The following is a 15,113-nucleotide window of genomic DNA, read 5'->3' on the forward strand; positions in this document are numbered from 1 at the left end:
TATCAGTTATCAGTTATCAGTTATCAGTTATCAGTTATCAGTTATCAGTTATCAGTTATCAGTTATCAGTTATCAGTTATCAGTTATCAGTTATCAGTTATCAGTTATCAGTTTTCAGTTTTCAGTTTTCAGTTCATCGATTACTGTTCACCGTTTACTGTTAACTGATAACACTTCATAATTCATAATTTATATATGTTACTTTCTGCCAAAGGATTATCGAAAAGTTTTGGGGGCATTCGCGCCGTCAATAATGCTTATTTGGATGTGCCGCAGGGCAGCATCACCGGGTTAATCGGACCAAATGGGGCCGGAAAAACCACACTTTTTAACCTTTTATCTAATTTTATTCGCCCAGATAAAGGGGAAGTTTTTCTTGATGGTCAGCCGATTCATCAGCTGCCCCCCTATCAAATTGCCCTGAAAGGATGTGTGAGAACTTTTCAAGTAGCAAGGGTATTATCCCGATTAACGGTGTTAGAAAATATGCTCTTAGCTAGTCCGGGGCAAACGGGAGAAAATTTTCTTAAAGTCTGGTTTCAGGGCGCAAAAATTCGCCAACAGGAACAGGAAAATCGTGCCAAAGCTTTGGACATATTAGATTCGATCGGTCTGGTAGAGAAAGCGCAGGATTATGCGGGGGCTTTATCGGGAGGACAGCGTAAATTATTAGAGATTGGCCGAGCGCTAATGACCGAGCCAAAATTAATTTTATTAGATGAACCAGCCGCTGGAGTTAATCCCACTTTAATCGGTCAAATCAGCGACCATATTATCGAATGGAATCGTCAGGGAATCCCCTGGAATCGTCAGGGAATTACCTTTTTGATTATCGAGCATAATATGGATGTGATTATGTCCCTTTGTCACCACGTTTGGGTATTAGCAGAAGGGACAAATTTAGCCGATGGCAGTCCCAGCGAAATCCAAAAAAACGAGCGGGTTTTAAAGGCTTATTTAGGAGACTAAAGCTAATTTTTGCACCTGTTCAACAAAGTTAGCCAGAATTTTTAAGCCATTAGTCGAGGATTTTTCGGGGTGAAACTGCACCGCTACCAAACGATCACGAGCGATCGCTGCTGTCACCGTTTGACTGCCGTGGCTGACGGTGGCGGCAGTTAGATGACTATCAAGGGGATCGACATAATAGGAATGGACAAAATAGACGTGAGGATGCGGGGGTAATCCCTGCCAAAGAGCATCATCCGGCTGGGTGAAGTCTAATTGATTCCAACCCATGTGGGGAATGGTAATGCCTGGTTCCGAGCGAAAACGGCGCACTGTCCCCGGAATAACCCCTAAACCCGCCTCTTGTCCTTCCTCTGATGAGTCAAAGAGAATTTGTAAACCGAGACAGATACCGAGAAAAGGTTTACCATTAGCGATCGCCGCTTTGATCGGTTTTTCGAGATGACGGCTGCGAATTTGCCGGACAGCAGGATCAAAAGAACCGACTCCGGGTAAGACAATAGCGTCAGCTTTTTCGATATCCAGGGGAGAATCGGTAATTTTCGGCACTGCACCCACGGTTTCCAGTCCTTTACAGGCAGAGTGCAGATTTCCCATGTCATAATCGATGACAGCGATTAAGGTCATTGCTATATACTGAACAAGCGATAACCCTATTTTAGAGCAATCACACTACTAAATTAGGTCTTGACTCAAAAGTTGTTCCATGGGATTTGAACCTGCAACCGGCTGATTTGTAATCAGCTATACATAATCGCTCAACCCCTTTTCCCACCCTTGTCGCCAATACGAACAGTCTCTAGGTGATCGATCGAAGTCTTGTTATTCTTAAACTGGTGGGTTGCGAGATTTTTCTTGGCCCGCAGCTTAACCCGATCAACCGATAACCGATAGAGGGGTGCAGAATGGGAGAATGGTTAGATTTTACCGATGAGGTGGTCACTGTCAATGGCAAAGGTGAGGAAATTAAACGGGAAAAAGTCACTAATCGAGGTTATAAATATTTTTTAAGCAAAAAAACCTTTTTAGAAATGATTTCTATCCCTAGCGGTCAATACCTCATCGGTGCGCCCAAAAGCGAGTTAGGCTGGAAATTGAGTCAAAGTCCCCAATCTCCGGTTAATGTTCAGGCTTTTTGCCTGAGTCGCTACCCAATTACCCAACGACAATGGCGCGAGGTGGCAAAATTAGAACCGGTAAATATTGAACTTAATCCCTATCCGGCCCATTTTGAAGGTTACGATCGCCCAGTAGAACAAATTAACTGGTGGGAAGCGGTGGAATTTTGCGATCGCCTATCCCGTCTCACGGGACTGAATTATCGTTTACCCGCAGAAAAAGAATGGGAATACGCTTGTCGGGGTGGTACATCAACCCCCTTCCACTTTGGCCTGACAATTTCCACTGATTTAGCCAACTATTCCGGGGTGGACTGGGATTATGGCGGCAAAGTGTGCAGTTATGGTCGTTATGGGGAAGGTTCCCTAGGATGCGATCGCAGGGAAACCACACCGGTGGGAATGTTTGCCGTCGCTAACCCTTTCGGACTCTACGATTTGCACGGAAATGTCAGGGAATGGTGTGCAGATTACTGGCGCGATAACTACGAAGCAGCCACAATAGAAGATAGGGACAGACGAGTTTTACGCGGGGGTTCCTGGAATGACGGCCCTAACAAATGTCGCTCGGCCTACCGGGTCAAATTTTTGGCTACTGCTGGACTCTATGATATCGGTTTTCGTGTTGTTAGCGATAATTCTCCTTAAATCTGAAAACCGATCACTGATTACCGGTGACAGGGAGGTGAAAAAATTGAAAATAGAACTACCCCAGCAAATAATCAGCGAATTTTGTCAGAAATGGCAGATATCTGAAATGTGTTTATTCGGATCGGTTTTGCGGGAAGATTTTCGTCCAGACAGCGATATTGATATACTGGTCAGTTTCCAAGATAGTGTTTCTTGGGGACTTCTGGAGTTTTCGAGGATGAAACGGGAATTAGAGAATTTATTGGGACGGAAAGTTGATTTGCTAACGAAAAAATCGATCGAGCAGAGTCATAATTGGATTCGTCAACGAGAGATTTTAGGGACAGCGCAAGTGATTTATGTGGCGGGATAAGGCTTTTTTACTAGATATTGTCCGAGCCGGTCAATTAGCTCAACAATTTGCCGAGCAACTGGATCGGGAAATACTAGAATCGGATTTACGCACCCAATCCGCGATTCTCTATCAAATTACTATTATGGGAGAAGCTACCAAGCGCCTATCCCCTGGATTTCGTAAACAACATCCAGAAATTCCTTGGGACGACATCGCCGGTATGCGAGATATTATCGCCCATCAATATGATCGGATCGATCTTGATATCGTCTGGCAGGTTATTCGACGGAATATTCCTGAACTATTGAACTTGTTAATACCTTTATTGCCCACACAAGATACTTGATTAGTGATATCTTTGATGAGGTTCGGTAAAATGAAAGAGAAATACTCACTTTAAATCAGACTTATGGTCAAATTTTGAAAATGTACCGCTCCTCGATCGAGAGTTAGAATTGATTTTAGAGACAATAAAGGTGATTTAACCAAATGATTGCTAACTTTGACCATAACTATCTTTCCCCGGAAGATTATTTAGCAACGGAGAGAATAGCCAAGGATAAACACGAATATATTCGCGGTCAAACCTACGCCATGGCTGGTGCAAGTAAAGCCCACGGTATGATTATTATCAACTTAGTCACACTTTTAAAAAACCGGCTGCGGGGTAGTGGTTGTCTTGTCTATGCCACAGCTATGAAAGTTCGTCTAGAAATAGCTAATAGTTATTTTTATCCCGATCTTGTAGTCACTTGCGACTCGCGAGATAATCAGTCTTTCTCGGAAGATTTTATCCGTTATCCGCGCTTGATTGTAGAAGTATTATCCCCCACTACTGCTGCCTTTGCTCGCAACGCGCTCGCGAAGCGAGATCGGGGCGATAAATTTGCCGACTATCGTTCCCTTGAAACTTTAGAAGAATACGTTCTTATCAGTCAAGAACGCATCAGTGTGGATTGTTTTCGTCGCAATGACGAAGGATTCTGGGTTCTTTATCCCTACAGCAAAGGAGCAGATATTTATCTAGCTAGTATCGATTTTCACTGTGCGATCAAATCTTTATATGAAGATATAACAGAAATCTGTTAAAAAATCAGATCAGTTTTTTTCTGTTTACTATTTACTTTTTACCTGATTAATGCTTGTCATCCTCTCCGCTATTATTCCAGTGGGTTTTATCATCCTCATCGGTGTGATAGCAGGAAAAATTCTCACTGTTGAAGTGCATTCCCTTTCCCAAATCACGGTGTATATTCTTGCTCCCGCTTTGGTGATTGATGGACTCTATCGCACCACTTTATCCGGCAGTAATATCGGTTTAATTCTCCTAGGCTTTGCTCTTATCTCACTGGTAATAGCAATTGTCGTCGAAATTATCGCCTATTGTCTTAGTCTCGATGCTGATACCCGCAAAAGCCTCATGGCTGCCGCTGTGATGCCCAATAACGGTAATATGGGTTTACCTGTGGCTAGTTTTGCCCTGGGTGCGGCTGGACTGGAAAGAGCGATAATCTATATGATTGGCTCTAGTATTCTGTTATTTGGTATTAGTCCCGCTTATTTGCGAGGAAAAAGCTTTCTTTCAGGATTTCGCTTAGTTTTTCGCTTGCCCTTAATCTGGTCAATTTTTATCGGCATTAGCTTTCAAACTTTCTCTTTTCATCTTCCCCTGCAATTAGATAAAAGTATTAGCTATCTAGGACAAGCGGCAATTCCTTTGGCTTTAATTATCCTAGGTATCCAATTATCTCAGCAAAAATTAGCGATCGGTAAATTAGAATTATTAGGGGCCGGTTTGCGTCTTTTAGTCGCTCCTCTTTTGGCATTTGCGATCGGCAATAGTTTAGGATTAACTGGTATGGATCTAAAAATTCTCATCCTACAGAGTGCCATGCCCACCGCCGTTAATACTGTCATTTTAGTCACAGAATTCGGTGGTTCAGCCACTTTAATGGCCCGCACAGTTGTGGTCACTACCCTTGCTAGTTTTCTGACTATTCCTTTCTTTCTGTGGTTATTAAAAGTCTATTTATAGCGTTTCCTGTTCGCAAGAGGTACATTATCTATGTTGAAAAGCTTAATCGGCAAAGGTTTAAGTATGCCACACAGATGTGAGAACCGCTATATAGCAGTTATCTTAATGATGAGGTGCGAAGTTTTCGTTTTGTTAACTCCAGCACTCCCTTATCCCTTCTCCACAACTCCCACTCTGCAATAACTACTGGCAGCCAGAAATACGTCGGGTTAATATCATACTTTGTGCTTTTTGTCAAAAAAACTTTTTTTTTGCAATAAAACTACACAAAAAAAAGATCATCGTTGTGGGTGAAATTGACTGATTTACCCGTCCTAATTAGGATCACCTTGTAGGTGTGGCAAGGGTTTCAACCATTGCTGCCCAAAAAAGCACAGAATAACCCATTATGAAATTCAGTAAAATCGCTGTAACCATCATAACATCGTTGTTAAATAAAAATCTTTCTCAATTAATTCTTAAGAATTTGTAAATATTGCGAAATGTTAATTTAAATATTCTCAAGTTTGTGGAGTCAATAAATAATTTTTGCTTATCTTTGTCGGAAAATAGAACTCCTGCAAAAATCCAACATCTACCATGGGGTTAGAATTCAGCATTCATACTAAATCCGTTGAGTAACGCACAGAAAACGGGTTTCTCGGAGAAACCCGTTTTCTGCTCATGCACTCATGCAAAAAGGGGAATAAATAATCAGTCTTTAATAACCAGATTTAGTATCAGGAGTCAGGAGTCAGTATTCAGGAGATTATTTTTATTTATTCTCCCCACTTCCCCACTTCCCCACTTCCCCACTTCCCAATTCATAATTCATAATTTAACCTTTGACTCACCCCGGCAATAGCAGCCAAGAGAAACCAAACAATAGTATTAATCTTGACATCGGAGAGGGTGACATCGACGAGATTAAATAAAACGCAAGCACCAAAGGCCACCAGATAGGTAAAGATAATTAACTCACCCCCGGCTTTTTGTTGCCTTAGAAAGATAAATAAACGCCACCCTTGGGCATAAATCCAACCCACCCAAACAGACAATAAAATTAAGCCAATAATTCCCGTTTCTGCCATTAACATCAAATATAAATTATGGGGATGACCTAACCATAATCCCTGACTTTTTTCGTAGAGAGGTGTAAAACTGCGTAATCCCCAACCGAATAGGGGTCTTTCTTGGGTCATTTCTAGAGTAAAACGCCATTGAGTTGATCTGAGAGTCGCTAGAGGGCGATTGGGGAACATTTCATCGGATAATCGCGCCCAAATCGCCCTAGGAACCAAAAAACGCAGACTATCCCTGAAAGGATTTGGTCCCCAAGAAGCAAGGGAAATCACCCCTCCCAAGAGGACAAAACCAGCGACTAAGGCATTCCAACCCAGATAAAGGGCGAAAATTAGGCAACCTAAAAAGGCTAAGGCCCAAGCATTGCGAGAATTGCTTAAAAATAGCCCTACACTGTCGATAAATATAGTTAAAGTTAAAAACCCGATTTTGAGATTTAAAAGGTTATTTCTTTGTCTGTGCCACTGCCGCCAAGTTAGAATTAATAAACCGAGGGCTAAAATCAGAGTTATCAGTAAATAAGCCCCCAAAAGATTAGCATACATAAAAACCGAAGACATTCGCCCTAAAGGTTCGCCCCCCGCTCCGTAGGGCCAGGTAAAAATCCCTTTTAATGCTTCCGGTTTTTGCCAACCGAGAAAAATTTGTCCCCATCCCATCACCACTACCCAAACCGAGGGAATAACCATCACCCAAGCTAGTTGACGCAATTGAGAGGGTTTTTTAATTAATTGCCGAATATTGCTAAAAAAGAAGAAAAAAGGCAGAAAATTTCCTAAACCAATCCAAGCATCCCCCGGAGTTGGGGAAAGACTGGCACTAATCATCAACCAAAGAGTGACGACACCGAGACCTTGATTAAGACGTGACTGGATAATTGCCCGAAAATTGCCGGTAAAAACCCTAATTAACACGATAATAATGCCGATACCCGCCAACTCCGGCAGGATCATGGCGATAAAAACTGAAAAAAGTATTAAATTCCACTCCCACCCTTGACAAAAAATCTTTTTCATGCTATGCAGGTTGCCAACAATCCTCACGAGTCAGACGAATTTGGGCAAGGGCAAAAATAGTCGGGATAATCCGGCCGTAATCAGTGGCGATCGCTTTCCAACCGAGATCAGCAATAAACCAACCCCATAAAGCCGGTCCTGCCAAGCTTAACACGGTTCTGACCGCTCCGTAGCGGGCTGCCGCCCTAGTCATGCCCTGTTTAGCCGTTTGTAGGGCGATTTGATTAACAATTGCCCCACCCTGGACTAGGGCAGTTTTTGCCCCTTGATAGCGGACAAAATGGAGAGCGAACTGCCCGGCGATATGTTTGAGCAGAATCGGTTTCAGGATAGAATTAACGGCGATGACGCTACTGCCTTTGAGGACTATATCGAGGGGATTGTGTTGTAGGTGAACCGGTAAGGGTTGGGGAGTGTGGGAATCCGCGAGTGCTTTTTGAATTTGAATCGAGAGGGATTTTTGTTCCGATGGGGGGAGACGTTTCCAAGCTTTGTTAACGAGGTGAAGATAGATTTCCGCTTCAATTTCCGTTGTCGGCATTTTTTGGGAGTAGGGAACCTTGAGGAAATGACAGACACGAACGAGAATTTGACGATAACTAACTTTTTCCGTTTGACCCTTTAATACTGTCACACCATCGGCAGCCAGGTAACGAAAACGATCCTCGACGCTATCTAACCAACTTTCCCAATCTTGACTTTGAACGGCGATTGCGTCCGGCGCTCGTAGATAATCGAGAGGGTTAAAACGACGGCAAAAGAGGATGTTAGTGATTTGCTGCAGTTCCTCCTCGGTGGCTAACTCCAAAGCTGTGCGTAATTCGTCCAATGTGGTTTGTCCTCCTCAGCCCCAATAATCAAATCAGTTTCTCTAGTGCTGATTACTACTAATATTAACTCAAGGGTTCACAGGATTAGGAAGGCTAGTGACAAATTTTTCGCTTAAGGTTGGGATCATTGGTGCGGGTTTAGCCGGGTTAACCTGCGCTCGTCAGTTGTGCGATCGAGGTTATACTGTTAAGCTATTTGATAAGTCTAGAGGCATTGGTGGTCGTTTAGCCACGCGACGGGTTAATCGAGCTAATCAAGAGATGGCTGTGGATCATGGCTTGCCTTTTTTGACTGTTCAGGGCGAAAAAACGGCGGCTTTAATTGATAATCTCCTGAGAGAGAATATAGTTACTTCTTGGTTTGATTCTAGCTATGTTGCTCCTTCTGGCATCAATAGCGTGGCGAAATTTTTAGCTCAAGGTTTAGAAATTGAACGAGATTTTCTGGTTACTCGTCTGGAAAATCGTCAGGGAAAATGGGTTTTAAACAATAACGGTCAAATTCGGGGGGAGTTTTCGGTGATTGTCCTGGCTATTCCCGCCCCGCAAGCAGCGTTATTGTTAGAAAACTCTTGTATAACTACTATGCCAGAATTGCGATCAATCGTTTACGACCCCTGTTTAACGGTAATGGCAGGTTATGGCGATTATTTACCCGCAGTTACTCCCTCTACCACCATCGCTTGGTTAGGACTTGATAGCAGTAAACGGCAATCATCCCCTGATTATGTCTTTGTTGTGCATAGTAGTGGAGATTTTGCGGTTAAATATCTCGATAGCGAGGATTTAGAAGCAGTTAAGCTAGATTTGCTCTCTCGTGCTTCTTTGCCTCTCCCCGATTGGTCTCAGCTGCACCGTTGGCGTTATGCTTTAGTCCGTCAGGGTTTAGCTGTACCCTGTTTAAGTGTTAATAGTCCTTTACCTCTAGTTGCCTGTGGTGATTGGTGTCAAGGGGGAGATTTATCGAGAAATTCTTCCCTAGAAACGGCCTTAACTTCTGGGATAGCGGCAGCTAATCAAGTTCAGCAGCTACTCTCTTAAGAATCTAGAGACAGGTTTAAATTCTTAGGTTAAGCTTAAGTTAACAAAAGGTTAAATATATAATAATGTAGGTATCCTATACTGGGGGGTTGGTCACAATGGAAAAATTCAATTCTAAAGATAACTTTCTCTACCCTAAAACCAGCTACAGGGGTTTATTCACGCCACAAAATTTAGTTTTTAACGCTAATTTGCAGGAATTCGCCCTGAGAGTCTCTTTTATCGCTGGTTTACACACGGGGGGAAAGCTTACCTCCACGGAAGCTTACGAGAAAATTAACCAGCTTTGGCAAGAGTTGAATACCAGTCAAAAATTCCTACTAGCTAATCATTTTGAGGATGACGGAGATTGAGAGATGGGGTTTTTTAGTGATCAGTAAACAGTATCTAAACTGCCACAGTAACAAAAGTGGGTCAAGTAGTTCTTAAAGTTGTCTCAGCGCTTTCTCGCCATAGCTGGCAGTATTCTGAGAGACTGGGACTTGGTAAGTGGCGACTAATTCCGGTTTAGTGGTCAGAATCGAATATTCACAAGACTGGGGATTGTCCATCCGCTCCTGAGCATTGAGGATTTCTAACCCCACCACGTTCCCTGACTGGTCATAGTCTAGAATCACCCCCGGACTCTGCTCGTCGCTTTCTGCAATCGGCACATTACTTAAGGTGATTTTGAGAGCATCAACGACTGGATCATAGGTCACTTTCATGGCGTTCTCCAATACTTGCTAATTTTGCCGAGAGAGTAAGTGACTTTAAAAGTGGAGGGACAATTGATAGTTCACGACACAACCCCTTGAGAAACCACACTATCACACTATTTAACTATCTTGTCAAGGGACAATTTATAGTTCACGACACAGAAACAAGAAGAGCCATACTCTGTCACTTAAAACTCAAATCTGATAACTGATAACTGATAACTGATAACTGATAACTGATAACTGCACGACTACTTAGTACAAACGCTTACGGGGGCGATAATTAGCCACGGATTCCACTAAACCCAAGGCAATAAAATTGGTTAATAAAGATGAACGTCCATAACTTAACCAGGGTAAAGGAATCCCTGTAATCGGGGCTAATCCCACGGTCATGCTAATATTAAGAATTGCCTGAAAAGCGATCATCGAGAGAACACCGATCGCTATTAAAGAACCAAAGTTTTCTTTAGCAGTATTAGCAATGACTAACAAACGCCAACAAACTAACCAGAAAGCTATTAAAACTAGAATACTGCCGACAAAACCGAATTCTTCCCCGACTACGGAGAAGATAAAATCGGTGTGTTGTTCGGGAATAAAATTTAATTGGGTTTGGGTGCCTTGGTGTAATCCCCGTCCCAATAATTCTCCAGATCCGATGGCAATGCGGGATTGAATTAATTGATAACCTCCCCCCAAAGGGTTCTTTTCTGGGTCAAGAAATAGGGTTAAACGATCTTTTTGATATTCTTTTAATAAACCCCAAAAAACCTCGCCTAATTTACCCACTGCCAGATTAGCTGCCACCACGAGGAAAGTAGATAAAAAACGGTAGGGAAGGGTAAACCAAGCAAGAACACCGATAATAATTGCTAAAACAATCCAAGCAGGAAAAAGTAAATTAAACAGAAAAACCGATGCGAGGGGAGATAAGAGGATAATCATCCAAGGCAGTTTCGCATTAGCCCAGTAAATCATGCCTAGGGTAATTGCCCCAAAGACTAATCCTGTCCCCAGGTCCGGCTGCGCCATAATTAACACCCAGGGGATGGCAGTGACGGCAAAGACACGAGCGATCGCAAAAAGATTATCGGCGGGACGATGATGTAGGAGGGCTGCCAGGGTGATAATTAAACCTACCTTGGCAAATTCCGACGGTTGCACGTTAAAACTGCCGATATTAATCCAACTTTGCGCCCCATTCGCCGTCACCCCTAGGATAATTACCGCGATTAGGGAGAGATTGGTGAGAAGGTAGGTTAACCAGTGCCATTTCAGCAGACTTTCGTAACGACAACGGGCCAGAAATAAAGCGATCGCCACTCCCCCGGCCCCGAATAACCAGTGTTGCCACCAATCGAGAGCAGTGGTGTTCCTTTCGGCACTACGAATCATTAAACCACCGAAAACGGTTAAACCCGTCACCAAAACGAACAAAAGCCAATCAATTTGGGCTATATCCCGGAAAATGAAGCTAAACCGCTCATTAAAACCCCTTAGTTTCCTACTAATAAGGGACTGTCTTCTCACCATTTCTCTCCCCACATTTACTAACTAACTAGGGTTTGCTCAATAAATCTAAAAACATTGTTCGATAAGACTTTTAGACCTTTTTGAAATCCAAAAGCACCGGCCCTTGGAGTGATCGGGGGGAAAATTTAGGGACTTTTTCCCTGAAAATGGGTAAAACCCTACACCCTACACCCTACACCCCACACCCTGCCCCCACCGAAAAACTTTTTGCCGCAAACCCTAACTATAGGCTGCTAGGGATACTTTCGCCGCCACCTGACGAGCGATCGCTATCAGGGCTTTAGCTGAGGCCGATTCCGGTTGCCCCAAAACCACTGGTACGCCAGTATCACCGCCCTCCCGGAGGGATATCTCCAGAGGCACACATCCCAGTAAAGGAACGCCCAATTCTTGCGAGGTTTTTTCCCCACCACCGGACCCAAATAGATCATAGGAGCGATCGGGCTGATCTGGGGGGATAAAATAACTCATATTTTCCACGATACCCAAAACCCGCGCCCCTAGCTGTTGGAACATTTTTAAACCCCGACGCGCATCAATTAAAGAAACCGTCTGGGGAGTGGTGACAATCACCGCACCCGCTAGGGGGACCGATTGAATTAAAGTCAATTGTGCATCCCCGGTACCGGGAGGCATATCGACAATTAAATAGTCTAAATCGCCCCAATTGACTTGATAGAGAAACTGACGGATAATGCCGTTTAACATCGGACCGCGCCAGATTACCGGTTGATCGGGGTTGATCAAAAAGCCCATGGAAACCATTTTGATGCCATGGTTGAAAGCGGGTTCCAATATCTCGCCATTTGCGCCCTGTACCGTCACTTGTGCGTCATTTAAGCCCAACATTGTCGGGGCGTTGGGGCCGTAGATGTCCGCATCTAATAGCCCCACTTTTGCCCCTAAATGAGCCAAGGCGACGGCGATATTGACAGCCACGGTACTTTTTCCCACACCGCCCTTACCACTGGAAACGGCGATAATATTTTTAACCCCCTCCACGCCTTGGCGATCGGGTAAAGCTTTTTGTTGCGGGGTTTCGGCAGTTACTGCCACAGCGACACTTTCCACACCGGGCAGCTGTTTAACGGCTTTTTGGCAGTCTTCCACGATAAATTCGCGCAAAGGACAGGCGGGAGTGGTCAAAACTAGGGTAAAGCTAACTTTTCCGCCATCGATCGCCACATTGCGGATCATGTTCAATTCCACTAGGCTTTTTTGCAGTTCTGGATCTTGAACGGGACGTAATACTTCTAAAATCGAGGCGGTATCAAGGGGCATGGTTTCAGTGTCTCTAGTCAAGTATTGTTCTTATGGTTATTTATCTTAACCTTGATGTCCGCACAGTTATCAGTGGGGAGTGGGGAGTTTTTTGCTGTGAACAGTGAACAGTAAGTAGTCGTGCAAAATTAATTTCCTAGTGAAGATAGGCAAGAGGCAAAAGGCAAAAGGCAAGAGCGGGGTTAGATATGTGTAATTAATTTTGCTTAGGTACTTAATCAGTGAACTGAAAGCTCACATCTGTTTAATGATAACTGATAACTGATAACTGATAACTGATAACTGATAACTGATAACTGATAACTGATAACTGATAACTGATAACTGATAACTGATAACTGATAACCCCCATTTCCCTAGATTACGGTAATAGGATCGCCGACTTTAATTGTACCCGTCTTTTCGGGGATGACATTTTCTCCGAACATAATTCCCCCCGGGAAACTGCGAAAAGTGCTTAAGGTTTTTAAAGGTTCTTGCTGGGGATTTCTCCTACCTGTTTCTTGATCGGTGGTGGTGATAATACAGCGACTACAGGGTTTAACCAGAGCATAATTTATCTCTCCAATTGTGATCTTTTGCCAACTACTTTCGCTAAAAGCTCGATCGCTACTAATAACAATGTTAGGTCGAAAACGATTCATCGGCACTGGTGCAACTAAACGCCGATTTAAGTCCTCTAAAGAAGCAGTATTAGTTAATAAAATTGGATAACCATCGGCAAAGCTGACGGGAGTATGATCGTTCCCCGCATAGCGAGGATTTGCAGGACGTGGATAATCGGGAGATTGTCGCACTAAACGACAGGGAATGTCCAGAATTTTCTCAAACCATTCGGCGATTTCATCCCCTTGATCCATGGCTATGGTTTGAGATTCCCAGATTTGAACCGCTCTTTTTTCTCCTGTGAAATTAGGACAAAAAGTTAGGGAATCTTGAGATGTTTTCAGAGAAAAATTATCTCCTGTAATCGTGACAGAAACGGTAGCTAATTGCGGATATTGCCTTTGAGTGATAAATTTACCCTCGGCATCCACTAACATCATTTCCCGATCCCAGAGTAAACCTTTAGGAGTCACTTCAGCTTGGGATAATTGAATACCTCGACAGGATTTAATCGGGTAGATATAGAGATCAGTAACCTGCATTTTCTTTCAGTAGTTCTACATATTTTTTAGCCACATCTTCCCACGTCCAGAGATTAATTTTATTGGGAATATCTTCGGGTAACAAGCGAGGAATTGGATTGAGTATAAATTGTTCTAAACAATTAGCTAAACTGTCCGCATCTCCCCTATGATAGAATTGCACTCTTTCGGGACAATTATATAATTCTACCTGTTCTTGAAACACTTCTAAATCGGAAGCAATAACGGGAATACCTTGTAAAATGGCTTCCGCTATTGCTAATCCAAAACCTTCGTATTTTGAGGGAAATACCACACAGGAACAGGTTTGATAATAAAATTGCAAGGTTTCATAGTCTTGATAACCTAATCCCTTGATATGACTCTCGAAAATTTCTTTATTTTCCTGATAAAGTTGGGTACATTCTTTGAGATAGTCTTGGTATTCTTGGGTTTTGGACTGTTGAGACAATTGCAGATTTCCACTAACTAGATTATCGGTTTCTTTACCGATAAAAACTATTTGAAATTTTAAACCTTTTTTCGCTAGTGTAATTGCTGCCTTGAGCAAAGTTAAATGATCTTTGTAGATACCAAAAGAGGAGGGAAAATAAAAAGTAACTAGCTCGCTTTTGACTAAATCACTCTTGGGATGAGACTGATCGATAAATCCCGCTAAGGGTACAGCTTTTAATTTACTGGCATAGGTAGCATTGGGAAAAACTTTTAAAACATCGTCTTTAGTTTTTTGAGAAATTGTGAAGAGTAGATCGGCCTTATCTAACCATTCTTTTAAGACTTCATTGTAGGTTTCTTGATAGGATTCTGAGTAAGTTAAGGGAGCAAATTGCCAAAAGACATCATAAATAATGCCACTTAAAGTAACCTTGACATTGGGGGGAGAAATCCGATTAGTCATCCCATACAAACAGTGATCAGCTTGGTAACGCTTGATAATCTGATTAATTCTTGCTTCGATGCGTAAAAGTTCAATTCTACGAGAGAAAAGACGATGAATAGAATTCAGTCTTAGGGTTTTGTAAAAATTCGCTAGAAGACCATAAAAATAGATTAATTTTGTTTCAGAACTCTGGGGGTAAAAATTAAAATCTTCGTAGATAAGTTTATCGGAATCGTGCATTAAAGACTTAAAATATTCAATGTCATTAGGAGGGAGGACGATAATAATTTGTTCGACGTATTCTAATAAGCTAGGTATTAAAGAGATAATGACTCTTTCTACTCCTCCTTTGCGATAAAACACGATCGGGATGACAATTTTCATAGATTTCCTTGCAGATAGCTGGCAATAAAAAGATTGATTTTTGACTTGAACCCATTATATGATAGGCTCGAATTGTTCTACTGAGTCGAGAAATCGAGTTAAATTCGAGAAACTAAGACTCTATCACCCA

16 protein-coding genes and 1 pseudogene are annotated in these 15,113 nt (G+C 42.6%); 9 read left to right on the forward strand and 8 right to left on the reverse strand.

The window, feature by feature from the left end; translation table 11 throughout:
- The first annotated feature begins 1 nt into the window (after window position 1).
- Together H6F92_RS25535 and H6F92_RS14495 are read left to right on the forward strand one after the other, a co-directional pair.
- Window positions 2-181, forward strand: coding sequence for a hypothetical protein (locus H6F92_RS25535; RefSeq protein ID WP_422392762.1), 180 nt, complete (start codon window positions 2-4; stop codon window positions 179-181).
- A 14-nt stretch (window positions 182-195) separates the two neighbouring features.
- Entirely contained in the window at window positions 196-969 is a 774-nt protein-coding gene (locus H6F92_RS14495) for an ABC transporter ATP-binding protein (protein ID WP_190358474.1), read from the forward strand.
- On the opposite strand, the gene hisH is transcribed toward H6F92_RS14495, so the two are convergent.
- Window positions 958-1,596: an imidazole glycerol phosphate synthase subunit HisH gene (gene hisH, locus H6F92_RS14500; protein ID WP_190358475.1), complete on the reverse strand. Its 639-nt coding sequence runs from the start codon at window positions 1,594-1,596 to the stop codon at window positions 958-960. The genes H6F92_RS14495 and hisH overlap by 12 nt on opposite strands.
- A 278-nt stretch (window positions 1,597-1,874) precedes the next feature.
- On the opposite strand from hisH, the gene H6F92_RS14505 reads away from it, so the two are divergent.
- From H6F92_RS14505 to H6F92_RS14525, 5 genes are all read left to right on the forward strand, one after another.
- Entirely contained in the window at window positions 1,875-2,735 is an 861-nt protein-coding gene (locus tag H6F92_RS14505; RefSeq protein ID WP_190358476.1) for a formylglycine-generating enzyme family protein, read from the forward strand.
- 46 nt (window positions 2,736-2,781) lie between these two features.
- The gene (locus tag H6F92_RS14510; RefSeq protein WP_002733690.1) at window positions 2,782-3,090 is read left to right on the forward strand and encodes a nucleotidyltransferase family protein; all 309 of its coding nucleotides are present in this window, start codon (window positions 2,782-2,784) and stop codon (window positions 3,088-3,090) included.
- Window positions 3,077-3,418, forward strand: coding sequence for a HepT-like ribonuclease domain-containing protein (locus H6F92_RS14515; RefSeq protein WP_190358478.1), 342 nt, complete (start codon window positions 3,077-3,079; stop codon window positions 3,416-3,418). The genes H6F92_RS14510 and H6F92_RS14515 overlap by 14 nt, the downstream gene beginning before the upstream one ends.
- Window positions 3,419-3,561: 143 nt before the next feature.
- The gene (locus H6F92_RS14520) at window positions 3,562-4,161 is read left to right on the forward strand and encodes a Uma2 family endonuclease (RefSeq protein WP_190358479.1); all 600 of its coding nucleotides are present in this window, start codon (window positions 3,562-3,564) and stop codon (window positions 4,159-4,161) included.
- Between the two features lie 49 nt (window positions 4,162-4,210).
- Window positions 4,211-5,107, forward strand: a complete 897-nt coding sequence (locus tag H6F92_RS14525; protein ID WP_185239018.1) for an AEC family transporter — start codon at window positions 4,211-4,213, stop codon at window positions 5,105-5,107.
- Window positions 5,108-5,910: 803 nt separating this feature from the next.
- On the opposite strand, the gene H6F92_RS14530 is transcribed toward H6F92_RS14525, so the two are convergent.
- Together H6F92_RS14530 and H6F92_RS14535 are read right to left on the reverse strand one after the other, a co-directional pair.
- Complete coding sequence (locus tag H6F92_RS14530) at window positions 5,911-7,185, reverse strand: O-antigen ligase family protein (protein WP_190358480.1); 1,275 nt, start codon at window positions 7,183-7,185, stop codon at window positions 5,911-5,913.
- Between the two features lies 1 nt (window position 7,186).
- On the reverse strand, window positions 7,187-8,014 hold the full coding sequence (locus H6F92_RS14535) for a YaaW family protein (protein WP_190358481.1): 828 nt from the start codon (window positions 8,012-8,014) through the stop codon (window positions 7,187-7,189).
- 97 nt (window positions 8,015-8,111) lie between these two features.
- Here H6F92_RS14535 and H6F92_RS14540 point away from each other — a divergent pair, with 97 nt between their 5' ends.
- Entirely contained in the window at window positions 8,112-9,056 is a 945-nt protein-coding gene (locus H6F92_RS14540) for an NAD(P)/FAD-dependent oxidoreductase (protein ID WP_190358482.1), read from the forward strand.
- 98 nt (window positions 9,057-9,154) lie between these two features.
- Complete coding sequence (locus H6F92_RS14545; RefSeq protein ID WP_002771824.1) at window positions 9,155-9,409, forward strand: DUF7219 family protein; 255 nt, start codon at window positions 9,155-9,157, stop codon at window positions 9,407-9,409.
- Window positions 9,410-9,544: 135 nt separating this feature from the next.
- Here the strand turns inward: H6F92_RS14545 and H6F92_RS14550 are convergent.
- From H6F92_RS14550 to H6F92_RS14570, 5 genes and pseudogenes are all read right to left on the reverse strand, one after another.
- A pseudogene (locus tag H6F92_RS14550) lies at window positions 9,545-9,763 on the reverse strand (DUF2283 domain-containing protein); the annotation flags it as partial.
- A gap of 246 nt (window positions 9,764-10,009) precedes the next feature.
- Window positions 10,010-11,290, reverse strand: coding sequence for a rod shape-determining protein RodA (gene rodA, locus H6F92_RS14555; protein WP_190358483.1), 1,281 nt, complete (start codon window positions 11,288-11,290; stop codon window positions 10,010-10,012).
- A 219-nt stretch (window positions 11,291-11,509) separates the two neighbouring features.
- Complete coding sequence (locus H6F92_RS14560) at window positions 11,510-12,571, reverse strand: Mrp/NBP35 family ATP-binding protein (protein ID WP_190358484.1); 1,062 nt, start codon at window positions 12,569-12,571, stop codon at window positions 11,510-11,512.
- 356 nt (window positions 12,572-12,927) lie between these two features.
- Complete coding sequence (locus H6F92_RS14565) at window positions 12,928-13,719, reverse strand: MOSC domain-containing protein (protein ID WP_190358485.1); 792 nt, start codon at window positions 13,717-13,719, stop codon at window positions 12,928-12,930.
- A complete protein-coding gene (locus tag H6F92_RS14570) occupies window positions 13,706-14,983 on the reverse strand; it encodes a glycosyltransferase (protein WP_190358486.1) in 1,278 nt (425 codons plus the stop codon). The genes H6F92_RS14565 and H6F92_RS14570 overlap by 14 nt, the downstream gene beginning before the upstream one ends.
- Window positions 14,984-15,113 lie beyond the last annotated feature (130 nt).

The sequence above is a fragment of the Microcystis wesenbergii FACHB-1317 genome (genome assembly GCF_014696875.1).
GTDB classification, from domain to species: Bacteria; Cyanobacteriota; Cyanobacteriia; order Cyanobacteriales; family Microcystaceae; genus Microcystis; species Microcystis wesenbergii_A.